General features: G+C 65.2%; 14 protein-coding genes and 1 other RNA gene. 4 read left to right on the plus strand and 11 right to left on the minus strand.

Annotated features, from left to right (window positions below):
* Positions 1–174 precede the first annotated feature (174 nt).
* From HLH34_RS14870 to queA, 6 genes are all read right to left on the minus strand, one after another.
* Positions 175–2,619, minus strand: a complete 2,445-nt coding sequence (locus HLH34_RS14870) for an SIR2 family protein (protein ID WP_183120365.1) — start codon at positions 2,617–2,619, stop codon at positions 175–177.
* Positions 2,620–3,376: 757 nt separating this feature from the next.
* Positions 3,377–4,204 (minus strand): TerB family tellurite resistance protein, encoded by an 828-nt coding sequence (locus HLH34_RS14875; RefSeq protein WP_183120366.1) that lies wholly within the window; start codon positions 4,202–4,204, stop codon positions 3,377–3,379.
* A gap of 26 nt (positions 4,205–4,230) precedes the next feature.
* Positions 4,231–4,509, minus strand: a complete 279-nt coding sequence (locus tag HLH34_RS14880) for a ribbon-helix-helix domain-containing protein (protein ID WP_183120367.1) — start codon at positions 4,507–4,509, stop codon at positions 4,231–4,233.
* On the minus strand, positions 4,506–5,600 hold the full coding sequence (queG, locus tag HLH34_RS14885; RefSeq protein WP_183120368.1) for a tRNA epoxyqueuosine(34) reductase QueG: 1,095 nt from the start codon (positions 5,598–5,600) through the stop codon (positions 4,506–4,508). Before queG ends, HLH34_RS14880 begins: the two co-directional genes overlap by 4 nt.
* A gap of 3 nt (positions 5,601–5,603) precedes the next feature.
* Positions 5,604–6,767: a tRNA guanosine(34) transglycosylase Tgt gene (tgt, locus tag HLH34_RS14890; RefSeq protein ID WP_183120369.1), complete on the minus strand. Its 1,164-nt coding sequence runs from the start codon at positions 6,765–6,767 to the stop codon at positions 5,604–5,606.
* Complete coding sequence (queA, locus tag HLH34_RS14895) at positions 6,764–7,828, minus strand: tRNA preQ1(34) S-adenosylmethionine ribosyltransferase-isomerase QueA (RefSeq protein WP_183120370.1); 1,065 nt, start codon at positions 7,826–7,828, stop codon at positions 6,764–6,766. Before queA ends, tgt begins: the two co-directional genes overlap by 4 nt.
* 134 nt (positions 7,829–7,962) lie before the next feature.
* On the opposite strand from queA, the gene HLH34_RS14900 reads away from it, so the two are divergent.
* Together HLH34_RS14900 and HLH34_RS14905 are read left to right on the plus strand one after the other, a co-directional pair.
* Positions 7,963–8,184 (plus strand): hypothetical protein, encoded by a 222-nt coding sequence (locus HLH34_RS14900; protein ID WP_183120371.1) that lies wholly within the window; start codon positions 7,963–7,965, stop codon positions 8,182–8,184.
* A gap of 29 nt (positions 8,185–8,213) precedes the next feature.
* Complete coding sequence (locus HLH34_RS14905) at positions 8,214–8,705, plus strand: kinase inhibitor (RefSeq protein WP_183120372.1); 492 nt, start codon at positions 8,214–8,216, stop codon at positions 8,703–8,705.
* A gap of 111 nt (positions 8,706–8,816) precedes the next feature.
* On the opposite strand, the gene HLH34_RS14910 is transcribed toward HLH34_RS14905, so the two are convergent.
* From HLH34_RS14910 to ssrA, 5 genes are all read right to left on the minus strand, one after another.
* Complete coding sequence (locus tag HLH34_RS14910) at positions 8,817–9,734, minus strand: MIP/aquaporin family protein (RefSeq protein WP_183120373.1); 918 nt, start codon at positions 9,732–9,734, stop codon at positions 8,817–8,819.
* Positions 9,735–9,743: 9 nt separating this feature from the next.
* A complete protein-coding gene (locus HLH34_RS14915; protein WP_183120374.1) occupies positions 9,744–10,136 on the minus strand; it encodes a VOC family protein in 393 nt (130 codons plus the stop codon).
* 50 nt (positions 10,137–10,186) lie between these two features.
* A complete protein-coding gene (locus tag HLH34_RS14920) occupies positions 10,187–11,851 on the minus strand; it encodes a fumarate hydratase (RefSeq protein WP_183120375.1) in 1,665 nt (554 codons plus the stop codon).
* 100 nt (positions 11,852–11,951) lie between these two features.
* A complete protein-coding gene (locus HLH34_RS14925) occupies positions 11,952–12,503 on the minus strand; it encodes an SspB family protein (protein WP_183120376.1) in 552 nt (183 codons plus the stop codon).
* 178 nt (positions 12,504–12,681) lie between these two features.
* Positions 12,682–13,021: a transfer-messenger RNA gene (gene ssrA, locus HLH34_RS14930) on the minus strand.
* An 80-nt stretch (positions 13,022–13,101) separates the two neighbouring features.
* Here ssrA and thyX point away from each other — a divergent pair.
* Together thyX and HLH34_RS14940 are read left to right on the plus strand one after the other, a co-directional pair.
* Complete coding sequence (gene thyX / locus HLH34_RS14935; protein ID WP_183120377.1) at positions 13,102–14,052, plus strand: FAD-dependent thymidylate synthase; 951 nt, start codon at positions 13,102–13,104, stop codon at positions 14,050–14,052.
* 263 nt (positions 14,053–14,315) lie between these two features.
* On the plus strand, positions 14,316–16,184 hold the full coding sequence (locus tag HLH34_RS14940) for a HAMP domain-containing methyl-accepting chemotaxis protein (RefSeq protein ID WP_183120378.1): 1,869 nt from the start codon (positions 14,316–14,318) through the stop codon (positions 16,182–16,184).
* Positions 16,185–16,313: the final 129 nt, after the last annotated feature.

Raw genomic sequence — 16,313 nt, forward strand, 5'->3', positions numbered from 1 at the left:
GATAGTGCTCGGGTCATGATCGCCGGCCCCCATCCCGGCAATCAGGATGAATCAGATTTTGACCAATATGGGAATCCAAAAACGACTCAATTAGATCAGATTATGCTCTAGAACGGTCTCTAGTCGCAGATGCAGACGAAATGCTGTTTCCATCTCTTATTCGATCTCTCACTATCATATGGCAACATTATCGAGCGCCGATTGAGCCTTGTCCTTTTGATATCCGGATACCAGCACGCCAATTCGCTCGCGGCCATAGTTTACGAGTGACTCTAGCCAGCTATTGATCTGGAATTTATGCCCACTGTCCAAGCGGACACTTACCAGATTATACGTTCGCACGATCTCTGCGAGAGTCTCGAAAGGATAGTGCTGTGGGTCGTTTTGGCGTAGAATCTTGTCAGTAAGGGTAACTGCTTCTTTGAAATCTCTAAATAGGTCGGCTGTGGTACGGGTGGTTTTTGCCGCTCGCATCATTAGAAATTTTGCGCGCCGGTCGTTGAGTTGACGACGGTCGTAAGTCGTTCTGGTGCGGCGTTCGATTTCAGAGGCTTCACTATATCCCTGCTCGAGAAACTTTTCCGCGTCATTAAAGGCGTCGACCTCGCATTTGGCCATGTGCCATTGAAGCCAGAAAAGTGGCCTTCGTCTGATTTGCAGTTCCTGCTTGTTATGTTCGAAGAACCTGTCAATTGCGTCGCTATCAGCGACGACCTTGGAAAGGATGGAAAAACGCATCAGTTGTTCGAACATGCGCTGCTCGAAAGAATTGCGACTGACTGAGGCAAGGTTTTTCAGCACGAAGACTATGGTATCAACGATTTCGATGTCGTCGAACAAATTTTGAAGAATGTTCTGAGCCCCGATTGAGGGTATTGTTTCGATAATTCCGGCGTTCCGGCGGATGAGGCGAAAAGCGCCATCACCGGCCCTCGCATTGATCCTGTCGATGAGCGCACCATAGTCTATTTCCATCACATTGGATAAGAAGGTAAGCGGTGCATTTTCGCCGATATTGGTGACATAGAGTGCGGCAATAATCGCTTCGCGTTCAGATTTATTAAGTGATAGCTTGTTGAATTCTTCTCGATACCGTTCGGAAACGTAATCCGACTGAAGTAACCTCAAGAGGAAATGCGGTAGGCTCGCCTGACAAGTATCGTTGATGAAACGAAGCCGCGCATCTTGATCAAGCTTATGAAAATCACGCCATCCGGCGATTTGATCGGCCAAGTCGCTCAGATCGCGCGCTTCACTCTGAGAGAGACTGGCCAAAGTAATTTTCTGAAAACTGCGGAAGTCGAGAAGCGACTTGAGGCTATCAGGGCTGGCATCTAGCGCCACGGCCCGGCTTGTTAATATCAGAACGCCGTCTTGACCATCAAACTGACGTGCGATGCTCACAAGCCGTTCCCTCGGCAGATCAAAGCAGTTCTCAATGATCAGTGCGGCGTTCGGTACGTAGCTAAGAATTTCTGCGATTTCGTTAAGTATGTTCTCATAAGCTTGGCGCAGCCGGTAGACAGGTCTTGCGCCTGATAGGCGATAGGCAAGATCGGTTGTAAGTATGGACTTACCATCACAAGCGTAACCATCATAAAGTACGATTCGGGTATCACATGTGATAGAATCAAGTGTTTGTTTGATGGCGCTGCGTTGTATGTGGTACTCTGATATATCGTTGGATGCGTCCCGCGCGAGTTGTGAGGGCTCGATCTTACCATAGAGAAACAAGTCTTCGATCTGCGCTCGCGTGGGAACCGTTGCAGCGGGATCCGGAGGTGTGTACTTCACGAAACTGGTAAGGTGTGGCTCTTTCGGTGTTTTTTTGGCTAAAAGCTGCTTGATGGTGGTGGCAAGCCCGATCCTACCGATGAAAAGAGGGGTGCCAAGCCGCTTTTGAGCTGCTACAACATCAGGGTTGGCTTCGGCAGTCGGGCGATTGATGAAGAAGGCCTTGGCACGTAAACCTGTCAGGTCGTTGATCGCCTGGTTAAGATGAAAATCGCCAGCATTGAACCCGACAAAAACCACTATCTGGGCCTGATCAATGTCACGGCGGAAACGTTCAAGCCAGTTCTTTACATGGGTGAGCTTCGAGTAGCTTTCGGCACCGAGTACGCAGCTTTCGCGAAAGTTATGTATGTCCCATTTCCGCACATAGCCGTGCAGATGGATAATTTCGAGGTTTGTCGTGGCCGTTTTGGGATCATCGGTGTTGTTGAGAGGGTCGACCTGTCTGTGCGCGGCCTGCGCCGCAATTTCGAGCGCATTATCGTAATTTGTCGTGTAGACCACTTGCCAAGGATAGCGCAACAGATCGGTCATATCACCGGTCGAGTCAGAAACCGTGAATTGCTCTTTTAGAAGCGTCATCATGCCGTTGTCGGCAATCTTCTCCTGTAGTGCATCTGCGGCATTTTGCAGATCTTTGTATGGGGGGGTCTGATGGAGTGCGGTATTAAAGAGGTCTAGCAGTTGTGCACCCGTGCCGAGTGTTTCATCAGGCTTGAAATTCAGACAATCTGCAGAAAACCCAGCGCCGCAAAACAGAATACCACCGCCCTTGCGAGCTAGGTCGAGACGCCTTGCCAACTCATCCAAAGAGTTTCGCTCCATAGATCCCAGCTCCTAAATTTGATTTTATTTCCAAATAACACTATATCTTCTCATAGAGATGTCGAGAAGCTTTGGTCGACGCAGTCCAGATGACTTCGACATGCATGAACGGCCGATTATGTAATGCTCGGACCCAAGGATAAAGACCTTGTCGAAGGTCGGTCCTCAACATTTCTGCATGTCAATATCCGTTTTGTGCGACTACACATCCAAAAGCGTTCTTGCTCCTTATTGTTCAACTCGGCGGTAAAGAGATTGTGATGCTTATGTCTGCTATGCGGAGAACTCTCCTAGGCACCTATGTCCGACATGAGGGCGAAAGCTGCCGGCAGGCATCTGATGCCAACGTCCGCTACTGAGAATTTCGTGCCCGAAAGCGGACCGACTGCCACCGGCCAAATTACGATGCGTCTCGAATGTCCGGTTCCTCGCAATCTCATTTCCTAACGGACCGGCAGCACCTCACCCAATCATCCGCGTTTGCACCGGTGGAATCGCCAAGGAAAAATTATCATCGTTGCGCACATGTGGCCTTGTCCTTGACCTCCAAAGGGCAGGGAACTTTGGAAACCCAGGACTTTATGAAACGAATGGGATGCAAGGGCCGAGGCCCTTGCCGGGTTCGGGCAGAGCCCGAGCTGACCTTGCGACGTAGAGGCTGTTTCAAAGGGGGAGAATGTCGCGAAGTGGTAAGCCCGGCGTGTGTTGCCCAGCCTCGGCGTCGGATCGCCGACGGAACCGTTTTAAACGCAGCCCCTCACAACCGCCGGTCGCGCTTGATCCTGTCCCACGCGGCGTTGATCTGGGCAATGCGGCCGGCGGCGGCGTCCACTTCGCGCGGGGTGGCGCCGCGGGCGGCCATGGCGTCGGGGTGGTGTTCGCGCACCAGGCGGCGCCATGTGACGCGGACTTCGCTGTCGGTGGCGGTGCGGGCGATGCCCAGTACAGTGTAGGCGTCGATTTCGCTGACGCCGGGGCGGGCACCGCCGTGCTCGGCGCGGTCCCAGCCGCCGGCGCTCAGCCCGAAGGCGCGATGCACCCGCCGCAGGAACTGAAGTTCCGCCGGGTGCAGCTCGCCTTCCGGCCCCACGTCGGCGCGGGCGATGGCGAACAGGGCGCCCAGGGCGTCTTCCAGCATTTCGGGGCGGTCGGGGAAGGCGCGGCCCAGTTCGAGGGCGAAGGCTTCGTAATCGTCCACGCGCTGCCGGGCATGGTCGAACAGGCGCCCGACCTCCTTTGCATTGTCGGCGGGCACCTGAAAGCGGCGCTTGAAGGCGTCGATTTCCGACCGGTTCACCGGCCCGTCGCACTTGGCCAGCTTGGCCGAGAGAATCACGATGACCAGGCCGTAAAGCTGTTCGCGCTTGCCCATCACGGCGGCCAGCTTGGCGGCCACGAAGGCCGCTGCCCCGTTGGGGTCGGCGTTGCCGCGCGGCGCCCAGCGATCGGTCCAGCCACCTACCGGCGTTTGCAGGATCGATCCGTTATCGGCCGCATGGCCCAGCACGGCGCCCAGCAGGCCGCCGACCGGCCCGCCGACCGCAAACCCCGCCACACTGCCGAACAGCTTTCCCCAGATCGCCATGGCCCCTGCTTAGCACGCACGGCCCTTCAACCCAAATCACCTTCCAAGGTTGCCCCGGTCTGCGCCCGGGCCTCCAGCAGGGCCGCCACCCGCAGGGCCGAGGCCAAGGGGCGGGTGGGGTCGCGGGCTGCGTCGATTCGGGCGATCAGCGCCGGCAGGCCCAGGCCGTGCGCCTGGGCCATGGCCTCCAGCGCCGTCCAGAATTCGGGCTCCAGCGCCACGCTGGTGCGATGGCCGGACAGGACCAGGCTGCGCTTGGCCAGCGCCCGGCCGCCGGGCAGGCGGAAGGCCGGTCCGCCGGTCATGCCGGCAGCCGCCCGACGGCCCAGCGCGCGGCCTCGGCCACCACGGGGTCGGCGTCGTTGCACAGCGCCTGCGCCGTGGGCCGCAATGCCGTCAGGCCCGAATTGCCGATGGCGACCAGCACGTTCCGCACGAATCGGTCGCGGCCGATCCGCTTGACCGGCGACCCCGCGAACAGGGCACGGAACGCGGCATCGTCCAGACCCGCCAGTTCGGCTAGGCGGGGGGCGGTCAGTTCGTCGCGCGCCAGCAGCTTCATCTGGCGCGACTGCGTGGCGAAGCGGTTCCACGGGCACACCGCCAGACAGTCGTCGCAGCCATAGATCCGGTTGCCCATCGGGGCGCGGAATTCCTCGGGGATGGGGCCGGGGTTCTCGATCGTCAGATAGGACAGGCAGCGGCGCGCATCCATCCGCCACGGTTCGGGAAACGCCCCGGTGGGGCAGGCGTCCAGGCAGCGCCGGCAGGTGCCGCACCCCCCGCCCGACGGGGCGGAGCGCGGCAGCGCCAGGGTGGTGTAGACCTCGCCCAGGAACAGCCAGCTTCCGTGCCGCCGCGACACCAGGTTGGTATGCTTGCCCTGCCAACCCAGCCCGGCCCGTTCGGCCAGCGGCTTTTCCATCACCGGGGCGGTGTCGACGAACACCTTCACCTCGGGCACGGCCGCGCCCGGCCCGGCGTCCCGGGCGGCGGCGCGGGCGCCCTCGGCCACGACGAACTGGGCCAGGTGCTTCAGCATCCCCTTCACCACGTCATGGTAGTCGCGGTTGCGGGCATAGACCGAGATGTTCCCCCGGTCGGGCCGGCCCACCGTCGCCAGCGGGTCGTCGCCGGGCGCATAGGACAGGCCCAGCGCAATCACGCTGCGTGCCGCCGGCCACAGGGCGCGCGGGTCGCCGCGCTGGGCGGTGCGGTCGGCCAGCCAGCCCATCGACCCGTGATGCCCGGCCGCCAGGAAATCGGCCAGGCGGGTCCGGGCCTCGTCCCCCAGCGCGGCGTCGCAGAACCCCACCGCGTCGAACCCCAGCGCCAGCGCGCGGTCGCCGATCCGCTCACGCAGGGCCAGGGCCGCGTCGGGCGAGAGGTCCGCCATGGGTCAGGGAACCGGGGGAATGTCGGGGGGCGGCATCTCGTCCGGCGACCAGTCGTCCATCGCCCACTGGGCGCGCAGCCATGCGCCGTGCGCGTCCAGCGTGCCCTCGACGATGGCGGCGCGGATGCCGCGCATCAGGCGCTGGTAATAGGCGATGTTGTGCCAGGTCAGTAGCATCGGCCCCAGCATCTCGTTCGCGCGGAACAGGTGATGCAGGTAGGCGCGGCTGTGGCGGGTGCAGGCCAGGCAGTCGCAATGCGGCGAGATCGGGCGCAGGTCGTCGGCATGGCGGGCGTTGCGCAGGTTCAGCGTCCCGCGTTCGGTATAGGCGCGCGCGGTGCGCCCCGCCCGGGTGGGCATCACGCAGTCGAACATGTCGACACCGCGTTCCACCGCCCCCAGCAAATCGTCGGGCGTGCCGACGCCCATCAGGTAGCGCGGATGGTCCTGCGGGATCAGCGGCACCGTCGAATCCAGCGTCGCGAACATCAGCGCCTGCCCCTCGCCGACCGCCAGGCCGCCGATGGCATAGCCCTCGAAACCGATATCGGTCAGGGCGCGGACGCTTTCGGCCCGCAGTTCGGGCTCGGTCCCGCCCTGGATGATGCCGTACTGGGCATAGCCCGGGCGCGGCACGAAGGCTTCGCGGCAGCGCGCGGCCCAGCGCATCGACAGGCGCATCGACTGCGCGATGGTCTCGGTCGGCGCGGGCAGGGCCGGGCATTCGTCGAAACACATGGTGATGGTGGCATCCAGCGCGTTCTGGATGTCGGTCGAGCGTTCCGGCGTCAGCCGGTGCTTCGACCCGTCGATGTGCGAATTGAACGTCACTCCGTCCTGGTCCAGCTTGCGCAGCGCGCCCAGCGACATGACCTGGAACCCGCCGGAATCGGTCAGGATGGGGCCGGGCCAGTCCATGAACCGGTGCAGCCCGCCCTGGGCGCGCACGCGCTCGGCCCCCGGACGCAGCATCAGATGGTAGGTGTTGCCCAGCACGATCCCCGCCCCGGTGGAGCGCACGGCGTCCATCGTCATCGCCTTCACCGTGCCGACGGTGCCGACGGGCATGAAGGTGGGCGTGGGCACGACGCCATGGGCGGTGTGCAGGTGCCCGGCGCGGGCGCGTCCGGCGCGGGCCTGCGCCACCCAGCGGAACGCGGTGCTCATGCCGGCGCGCCGGGGCAGGGGGCGCGGTGCAGCAGGCAGGCGTCGCCGTAGGAATAGAACCGATAGCCGTCGGCGACGGCATGGGCGTAGGCGTCACGCATTCTCTGGTATCCGGCGAACGCGCAGACCAGCATGAACAGGGTCGAGCGCGGCAGGTGGAAATTGGTCATCAGCATGTCCACCGCCCGGAAGCGGTAGCCCGGACGGATGAAGATGGCGGTGTCGCCGTCGAAGGGCCGGATTGTGCCGTCCGGCTCGGCGGCGCTTTCCAGCAGGCGCAGGGTCGTGGTGCCGACCGCGACGATGCGCCCGCCGGCGGCGCGGGTGGCGTTGATGGCCGCCGCCGTTTCGGCGGTGATGACGCCCCGTTCGGCATGCATGCGGTGGGCGGCGATGCTGTCGCCCCGCATCGGCAGGAACGTCCCCGCGCCCACATGCAGGGTCAGCGTCCGCCGCGCCACCCCCGCCGCGTCCAGCGCCGCCAGCAGGCCGGGCGTGAAATGCAGCCCCGCCGTGGGCGCCGCCACCGCGCCGCGATGTTCGGAAAAGATGGTGCGGTAATCGTCGCGGTCGGCCTCGGTCGGGCCGTCGGGCCGCGCGATATAGGGCGGCAGGGCCAGGGCGCCGGCCGTCTGCAGGAACGCATCGAAGGCCGGGCCCTCGGCGTCGAACCGCAGGATCACGCCGCCTTCGGCATCGCGCGACACGATGCCGGCCGTCGTCTCCACCCCGGCGAAGGTCAGCACGTCGCCCGCCCGCAACCGGCGCGCGTTGCGGGCCAGGGCGTGCCAGGTGCCGTCGGGCAGGATGCGGTCCAGCGTGATGCCGATCCGCGCTTCGCCGCGCCGCGCGTCCAGTTGCGCCGGGATCACGGCGGTGTCGTTGGCCACCAGCAGGTCGCCCGGCCGCAGCAGCGACGGCAGGTCGCGCACGATGCGGTCCTGGAACGGCCCCGCCACCGGGATGTCCAGCAGGCGCGCGGAATCGCGCGGGCGGGCCGGGTGGTCGGCCACCAGCGCGGGCGGAAGGTCGAAATCGAAATCGGAGGCAAGATCGGTCATCGGACGCCCCGTTTACGGAATCCCGCCGCCCGTTGCCAGCATCGCGTGACGGTTGGACAACGCGCGCCCCCACCGCCAGAATGGGGCGAACGCATCCGGGGGCCGCCCCCGGGCATGAAACGGGAACCGAACCGATGTCCTATGCCGCACTGGACGCCGCGCGCGTCGCCAAAGCCTGCAAGGTCGCGCTGAGCGTGCTGGAAGCCAACCCCGAGACGTCCGAGGCGCATGTCCGCAAGACCCTGATGGTCCAGCGCATCGCCGCCCTGGCCGAGGCCGCGGCCGAATCGCCGGCCGGCGGCGGCGTCATCACCCTGACCTCGGAAGAATTCTGGCTGGTCAGCAAGAACTGGTAAAACGCCTTCCCGACCGACAGGACACTGACATGACATTCACGCTGACCAGCCGCGCCTTCACCGAAGGCGGCCGCCTGCCCGACGCGCAGGTGTTCGACGGCATGGGCTACCGCGGCGGCAACATCTCGCCCCCGCTGGCCTGGAGCGGCGCCCCCGTAGGGACCCGCAGCTTCGTCGTCACCCTGTACGACCCCGACGCGCCGACCGGCTCGGGGTGGTGGCACTGGGTGGTGGTCAACATCCCCGCCACCGTGACGTCCCTGCCCGCCGGCGCGGGGTCGGGCGACGCCGACCTGCCCGAAGGCGCGTCGATGACCCGCACCGATTTTGGCGGCAACGCCTACGGCGGCGCGGCGCCCCCGCCGGGGCCGGCCCATCGCTACATCTTCACCGTGCACGCGCTGGACACCGAAACCCTGACCCTGCCGTCCGACGCATCGGGGGCGATGGTGGGCTTCTTCGTGCACAGCCATTCCCTGGGCTCGGCCAGCCTGACGGCGGTTTTCGGCAAGGACGGCTAGGCGGGGCGCTGCCCCGTACCCCGCCAAAGGCAGTCGCCTTTGGAAACCAATCGTCTGGAGTCCAGGGCCTCAGGCCCTGGTGGGTTCGGGCGAAGCCCGAGGAAACGCGCCTCACGCCCCGGTATTGCGCCGCCACGGCAACAGAAAAGGGGCGCGGCCGTGGTGGCCGAAATGGGCGATGCGGGCTTCGTGCAGGTGCATTTCGCCGAATACCTGCAGGCGCATCATCAGCACCGTCGCCGCGGCCCCCAGGAACGGGGCCACGCAATAGATCCAGAACCCCTGCCACTGGCCGGAGAACAGCGCCGGCCCCAGGCTGCGCGCCAGATTGGTGCTGTCGCCCGACAGCCAGGCCTCGAACGGGTTCAGGGTGAAGAACAGCGGCCCGGCCAGCAGCGGCGTGGCCCAGCGCAGGCGGGCATGGCCGCCGGTAAACAGCAGGGCGGTGATCAGCAGCGCGGTGGTGCAGGCCTCGCCGGTGAAGGCCCAGGACAGCGGCACGCGGTCATAGGGCACGGTGGCGGCGAAATGCGTGGCGCCGGCCCACCCGCCCCAGCGCGGCCACAGCAGGCCCGCCAGCGCCACCAGGCCGGTGCCGATGACGGCCCCCGCCAGTTGCCCGGCCATGTAGCCGATCATGTCTCGCCAGGCCAGCCGGCCGGCCAGGGTGAAGGCCAGGGTCACCGACGGGCTGACATGCCCGCCGCTGACCCGCCCGAAGGGCGACAGCGCCGCGATCGAGCCCCCCATGCCGAAGAACAGCCCCTGCAACGCGACCTGCAGGGCGGGATAGTCCGCCAGGACCCGCCCCACCGGGCTGGCCGCCGCCCCCAGCAGCACGTTGGTGGCGACCCCGAAGATCATCAGCATGATGGTGCCCGCGCATTCGCAGGCATACAGGCGCGGATGGACCAGCCGGCCGGGATGCGGCGCGCCGGCCAGCGGACGGTCCTGCGGATGGGGATAGAGCGCCGGATTGTCCACCGGCGCCGCGACGGGCGCCGAAGGAGGCGGGGGCGTGCCGGTCATGGGCGGGCGCTACCCCTGATAGGACCCGATTTCGACCAGGTTGCCGTCCGGGTCCTGGCAATAGACCGAGGTGATCGGCCCCAGCGCGCCCAGACGGGCCACCGGCCCCTCGGTCACGGTGACGCCGCAGCCTTCCAGATGCTCGATCACGTCGCCGCTGGACACGGCGGTGATGAAGCACAGGTCGTTGGTGCCCGGCAGCGCGTCGTCGGCGGTGGCCCAGCCCTCCGCCCCATGGGGGCGGAGGTTGATCTTCTGGCCGCCGAATTTCAGCGCCGTCCGGTTGTTGCGGCCGTATTCCTCCCGCTCCATGCCCAGGACCCGCTGATACCAGGACGCCGAAACCTCCAGGTTGCGGACAGTGATGACGATGTGGTCCAGCCGATCGACGGTAAAGCGCATGGAACAGGGATCTCCCTAGCTGTCGGGCCGCAGGGCGCGATCGCCCGGCCTCAGCCCGTCAGGCCATCGTAGAAATCATTCCCCTTGTCGTCGATGACGATGAAGGCGGGGAAATTCTCGACCTCGATCTTCCAGACCGCCTCCATGCCCAGTTCCGGATATTCCAGAACCTCGACCTTGCGGATGCAGTCCTTCGCCAGCCGCGCCGCCGGCCCGCCGACCGAACCCAGGTAGAAGCCGCCGTATGTATGGCAGGCCTCGCGCACGGCCTTCGACCGGTTGCCCTTGGCCAGCATGACGAACGACCCGCCGGCTTCCTGCAACATGGCCACATAGCTGTCCATGCGCCCCGCCGTGGTCGGGCCGAACGAGCCGGTGGGCAGCCCGTCGGGCGTCTTGGCCGGGCCGGCGTAATAGACCGGGTGATCCTTCAGGTAGTCGGGCAGGCCCTCGCCGCGTTCCAGCCGTTCGCGGAACTTGGCATGGGCGATGTCGCGGGCCACCACCATGGTCCCGGTCAGCGACAGGCGCGTGCGGACGGGATAGCGCGACAGCAGGGCGCGGATTTCGCTCATCGGCTGGTTCAGGTCCACCGGAACCACCTCGCCGTCCAGATGCTCGTCCGTCGTTTCCGGCAGGAAGCGGGCGGGGTCGGCCTCCAGCTGTTCCAGGAAGAAGCCGTCGGCGGTGATGCGCGCCTTGACCTGCCGGTCGGCCGAGCACGACACGCCGATGCCCACCGGCAGCGACGCGCCATGGCGGGGCAGGCGCACCACGCGCACGTCATGGCAGAAATACTTGCCGCCGAACTGCGCGCCGATGCCCAGGCGCTGCGTCAGCTTCAGGATCTCCTGCTCCATCTCCAGGTCGCGGAAGGCGTGGCCCTGGGGGCTGCCCTGGGTTGGCAGGGTGTCCAGCCAGCGCGTCGAGGCCAGCTTCACCGTCTCCAGCGTCTGTTCGGCCGACATGCCGCCGATCACCACCGCCAGATGGTAGGGCGGGCAGGCCGAGGTGCCCAGCGTGCGGACCTTCACGTCCAGCCATTTCAGCAGGTTTTCCTTGCTGGACAGCAGGGCGCGGGTTTCCTGGAACAGGAAGGTCTTGTTGGCCGAGCCGCCGCCCTTGGCGACGAACATCAGGTCCATCTGCTCGGCATGGTAGTCGCCGGGCGCGGCCGAGATATGGAACTGCACCGGCAGGTTGGTGCCGGTGTTCGCTTCCTCGAACATCGACAGCGGGGCCATCTGCGAATAGCGCAGGCTGGTGCGGGTATAGGTGTCGTACACCCCGCGCGAGAACGCTTCCTCCTCGTTCCCGTCGATCCAGACGCGCTGGCCCTTCTTGCCGTAGACGATGGCCGTGCCGGTGTCCTGGCACATCGGCAGCACGCCGCCGGCGGCGATGCAGGCGTTCTTCAGCAGGTCCAGCGCCACGAAGCGGTCGTTGTCCGAAGCCTCGGGGTCCTTCAGGATCTTGGCCAGCTGCGCCAGATGGCCCGGGCGCAGCAGATGCGCGATGTCGTGGAAGGCGCGGGCGGCCAGCGCGCTCAGGGCCTCGGGGCGGATGTGCAGCACGGTCCGCCCGTCGCAGACCGTGGTGTGCACCCCCTCGATCTCCAGCTTCTTCCACGGCGTGTCGTCGTCGTGCAGGGGAAAGAGGGGGCCATAGACGAACGGCTTGAGCGCCGGCTTCGGCGGGGTGGTTGAAACATTCAACGGACGATCTCCCTTGTGCCTGTCTCCCCCGGATTGGTTCCGGGTGGTAGCGGTTCACGGGACGCCCGGCCGCATCCGGGCGCTCCGGATGACGTGCGGTTCAGCCCTGGCCCGGTCCTTTCTTCCGAAAGGCCGCAAGGCTGACCACCTGCGACGAGGCCGGCGTTTCGGCCGGTTCGTCCCCTGCCGGGGCGGGGGCGGTGGCCTCGGCGTCCGGCGGGGTGGTTTCACCGTCCTCCTCCTCCGGCTCCGGCGCCGTGAAGCGCAGGGCCAGCCGGACGTGGGGGTCGGCGAAGGCCGTGATGGCGGGGACGGGGATGACCAGGATCGACCCGACGCCGCCGAAGGACAGGCCGACCGACACGGTCTGCGCCGCGCGGTCCACCTTCAGGTCCCAGAACTGGTGCTGCAGCACGATCGTGATCTCGTGCGGGTACTGGGCGCGCAGGCGGGCGGGCATTTCCACACCCGGCCAGCCGGTCAGGAACGTGATGTAGAAATGATGCCCGTCGGGCAGGCCCTCGCGGCCCACATGATCCAGCGCGCGCAGCATGACGTCGCGGTACGCGTCCTCGATCCAGGCGTCGTAGGGTATGAGGCTGTCGGGAATCACGGTGTCGAAACCGTTTTCCTCATCGTGATCGTCGGACATGCGGACTACTCCGTACCGTCCGGCCCCCGTGATCGGGCGGCCGGCGCCTGATGGCCTTGCTGCTTCGCGCCACGCCGTGCCACAGGTTCAAGCCATGCGTCAAACGCCGCCCCCTGGCAAGGGATGGACCTGCGGATCAGCTTCACGAAGCGGATATGATGCCACGTCCGGGCGATAAAGTGGGAGGGCTTCTGTTGCCCGGTGCCCTCCCGAACCGCGCTTGTCACTTATGCAGCGACAGCGAGCACCTCAGAGTTATCGTTGGCACTTGTGATTTAGCCCGATGACGGTGGTACAATACCGGGCAAAAGGCAGGTCTTTACCATGCGTGTCGAGCCTGTTTCGTCCCCATGGCTCCCTGCCCCGAAGGGTCGTAGCGGAGAGCGTTCTGGTGGAGACGCCGGGTACCGCCCCCGGGTCCACAACAATTATTCCACATGCCGTTTATCGCCATAGCCAAGGGGCGAACCCCTCCGGCACCATGGGATATAGGGTCGGCGACCGCCGTTGGCAAGCGGTGTGGCGCACGCCACGGTCGCGAAGCGGGAGGTTTCGTGATATGCGCCCCCCTCGGACCTCACGGACAAGGCGGAAGCAGATGTTTTCAACGGACCAGCAATCGGAAATCGACGCCGCCCGCGCCGGCTGGGCCCAGACCCGCCGCACCGTCGTCCCCGCCGCCGAGGACGCGCTGTACACCCCCCTGCCGGTGCTGGAGACCGGATTCGTCCGTCTGATCGATTATATGGGCGGCGACGAAGGCATCGTGCAGGGCGCGCGGGTGTCGTACGGCAAGGGCACGCGCAGCACCTCGGACGACCGGGGACTGATCCGCTACCTGATGCGCAACCGGCACACCAGCCCGTTCGAGCTGGCGGTGGCCAAGTTCCACGTCCGCGCGCCCATCTTCGTCACCCGGCAGTGGTTCCGCCACCGCACCGCCAGCATCAACGAATATTCCGCGCGCTATTCGGTGCTGGAGAAGGAATTCTACTTCCCCCGGCCCGAGGACATCGCCCGCCAGTCGTCCAGCAACAAGCAGGGGCGCGGCGACAGCCTGCCCGCCGACGCCGCCGAACAGGTGCTGGCCCTGCTGCGCGAGGATGCCACGCGCTGCTACGACCATTATCTGGAAATGCTGAACCAGGACGAGGCCGGCAACGTCGTCGACCCCACGCGCCCGGTGGTGGCGCGCGAACTGGCGCGCATGACCCTGCCGGTCAATGTGATGACGCAGTTCTACTGGCAGATCAATCTGTGGAACCTGCTGCATTTCCTGCGGCTGCGCGCCGACGCCCACGCCCAGTACGAAATCCGCGCCTATGCCGACGCCATCCTGACGCTGGTCGAACGCTGGGTGCCCCAGACCTTCGAGGCCTTCCGCGACTACATGCAGGAAGCCGCCCTGCTGTCCGGCCCGGCGCTGCGCGCCCTGCGCGCGGTCCTGGCCGGCGACGGCACGGTCGACCTGCAGGCGGCCGGCCTGTCGAAGCGCGAGGCGGCGGAGCTGATCGCCCTGCTGCCCGAAATCGGCTCGCGCGCCCGCTGAAGGCGGCGCATCGGGGGAAGGCCGGGCCCCCGGCCCGGCCCGGCCCCGGCAAGGGCCTTGGCCCTTGCATCTCCGTCCGTTTCAGGACGTCCCGGGCACAGGCACAAAGCAGCCTGCACCGCTACCCGTTAAATATAAACTTCATTATGCGGCCCCCTGAAGATTTCATAGACTCATGCAAGTGGTCTACGTCGCGGTGCGGGGGCGGATATCGGGTTCACGGCATCGGCAGAAAGACGAGAAAATAATCGAAGGGATGCCCCGTGCGCTCGCCTGGTATTAAACTGTCCCTGGGCATCATTTTATTATTGATTGCCGTTTCCTGCATTGTTTCCGGAAAGTTTTCGATAAACGGCCTGACCCGCGTCAACGACCGGGTGGAAAAGATCGCCCACCAGTCGCTTGCCAGCCTGAAGATCCTGGCCGCGATCGACAATCAGATCCGGACGTTCCGCGCGGTCGAGATCAAGCAGCTTACGACGTCATCGCCCGAAGAATTCGCAACGCTTTCCAGCAACAGCAGCGCGATTTCCGAAAAGATCGCGCATGCTATCGACGCCTACGTGCCTTTCATCAATTCGGACGACGATCAGGCCCTGTTCCACAATCTTCAGGAAGAATGGTCCGAATATGAAGAGTACCACGACACGACGTTCAAGAACTGGGTCGTCGCGCAGGACAAGAGCCATGCCCTTCTGAACGAAGGCCAGCAGCTGATCGAGTTGCAGGAGAAAGTGTCCGGCACCCTCACGTCATTCATGAACGGCAGCATCAATAACGCGGCGTCCTATGCGCTGGATTCCGGCGTGACCTACAGGACGACGCTGCGGCGGGTCTATGCGGCCTATGTCGCCCTGTTCGTTGTCATGGTCGTTGCCGTCCTTGTGGTGGTGTACAACATTCTGCGGCCCCTTCAGAAAATCAATGTGTCCATCACCAGATTGGCCGGCGGCCAGACGGACCTGACTTTTCCGCTGGCGCACAGGGGGGATGAAATCGGCGCGATCTCCCGTTCGCTGGACGTGTTCCGCGCCGCCGCCATCGCAAAACGGAAGCTGGAGCAGGACGCCGAAATCCAGCGCCGGCACGCCGAGGCCGAACGGGTCGCCATTCAGGAAAAAGCCGAAGCCGAGGCCCGGGAGTGGCTGCGCAAGGCCACGGGCGCCCTGGCCGCCGGCCTGAAGCGGATGGCCGGGGGCGACCTGTCCTTCCAGATCGAGACCGAATTTTCAAAGGCGTTCGAGCCCCTGCGCCATGATTTCAACCAGTCCCTGGCGCAGCTTGCCGCGACATTTTCCCAGATGTCCGGCGCCATTCACGTCATAAGCGACGGCACCCACGGGCTGGCGGCCGGGGCCGACACCCTGGCGCGCCGCACCGAAACGCAGGCGGCGGCCCTGGAACAGACGGCGGCCGCCGTGGCGGGCATCACCCGAAGCGTGGGCGATACCGCAAAACGGTCCGAGGACGCCCAGCAGATCGGCGCGCGGGCGCGCCAGTCCGCCGCGACGTCGACCGCCATCACCAACGACGCCGAAGCGGCCATGAACCGCATCGAACAGGGCTCGGCGCAGATTGCCGCGATCGTCGACGTGATCGACAGCATCGCCTTCCAGACCAATATCCTGGCGCTGAACGCCAGCGTCGAGGCCGCACGGGCCGGGACGGCCGGCCGGGGCTTTGCCGTCGTCGCCACCGAAGTGCGGTCGCTGGCGCAGAAATCGGCCAAAGCCGCCCTGGATGTCCGGACGGTGATCCGCCAGACCGCCGCCGACGTGCAGGAGGGCGCGGGCCGCGTCAAGGATTGCAGCAGGGCGCTGCGGAAGATCGCGTCGTTCATCGGCCAGATGGGCCAGCACCTGGACGCCATCGCCATCGCGGCCCGCGAACAATCGTCCAGCCTGGCGGAAATCAACGCCGCCGTGGGGTCGCTGGACCAGACGACCCAGCAGAACACCACCGTCGCCGACCAGTTCCACGCGACCTCCCGCAGCCTGGCGGACGAAAGCGGCAGGCTCAACGGGCTGGTCAGGCAGTTCAGCCTGCCGGAAACCGACGTCGCCGGGCAGCACGCCGCATTCCCCGACCACGCGGCGTCGGGCCGGGTGCTGCTGGCCGCTCACGAAGAATGACCGCCTTTCTGCGGGACATTCCCGGTGCGCCCTGCGGCCCGATGGAATGCGCACACACGGGCGACGGCAACGCCCCTCAGGGGGCAGCGCGGAACCAATAGCATCGGCAAGGGTTCGCTCTCTGCCCAC

Source organism: Gluconacetobacter azotocaptans (assembly GCF_014174355.1).
Taxonomy (GTDB): Bacteria; Pseudomonadota; Alphaproteobacteria; order Acetobacterales; family Acetobacteraceae; genus Gluconacetobacter; species Gluconacetobacter azotocaptans.

Excerpts from the sequence above, each read along its gene's own strand:
- thyX (WP_183120377.1), top strand. The coding sequence starts at position 13,102 with ATGTTTTCAACGGACCAGCAATCGGAAATCGACGCCGCCCGCGCCGGC.
- HLH34_RS14925 (WP_183120376.1), bottom strand. The coding sequence starts at position 12,503 with ATGTCCGACGATCACGATGAGGAAAACGGTTTCGACACCGTGATTCCC.
- HLH34_RS14915 (WP_183120374.1), bottom strand. The coding sequence starts at position 10,136 with ATGCGCTTTACCGTCGATCGGCTGGACCACATCGTCATCACTGTCCGC.
- tgt (WP_183120369.1), bottom strand. The coding sequence starts at position 6,767 with ATGAGCACCGCGTTCCGCTGGGTGGCGCAGGCCCGCGCCGGACGCGCC.
- queG (WP_183120368.1), bottom strand. The coding sequence starts at position 5,600 with ATGGCGGACCTCTCGCCCGACGCGGCCCTGGCCCTGCGTGAGCGGATC.
- HLH34_RS14910 (WP_183120373.1), bottom strand. The coding sequence starts at position 9,734 with ATGACCGGCACGCCCCCGCCTCCTTCGGCGCCCGTCGCGGCGCCGGTG.
- HLH34_RS14905 (WP_183120372.1), top strand. The coding sequence starts at position 8,214 with ATGACATTCACGCTGACCAGCCGCGCCTTCACCGAAGGCGGCCGCCTG.
- HLH34_RS14875 (WP_183120366.1), bottom strand. The coding sequence starts at position 4,204 with ATGGCGATCTGGGGAAAGCTGTTCGGCAGTGTGGCGGGGTTTGCGGTC.
- HLH34_RS14880 (WP_183120367.1), bottom strand. The coding sequence starts at position 4,509 with ATGACCGGCGGACCGGCCTTCCGCCTGCCCGGCGGCCGGGCGCTGGCC.
- queA (WP_183120370.1), bottom strand. The coding sequence starts at position 7,828 with ATGACCGATCTTGCCTCCGATTTCGATTTCGACCTTCCGCCCGCGCTG.
- HLH34_RS14900 (WP_183120371.1), top strand. The coding sequence starts at position 7,963 with ATGTCCTATGCCGCACTGGACGCCGCGCGCGTCGCCAAAGCCTGCAAG.
- HLH34_RS14870 (WP_183120365.1), bottom strand. The coding sequence starts at position 2,619 with ATGGAGCGAAACTCTTTGGATGAGTTGGCAAGGCGTCTCGACCTAGCT.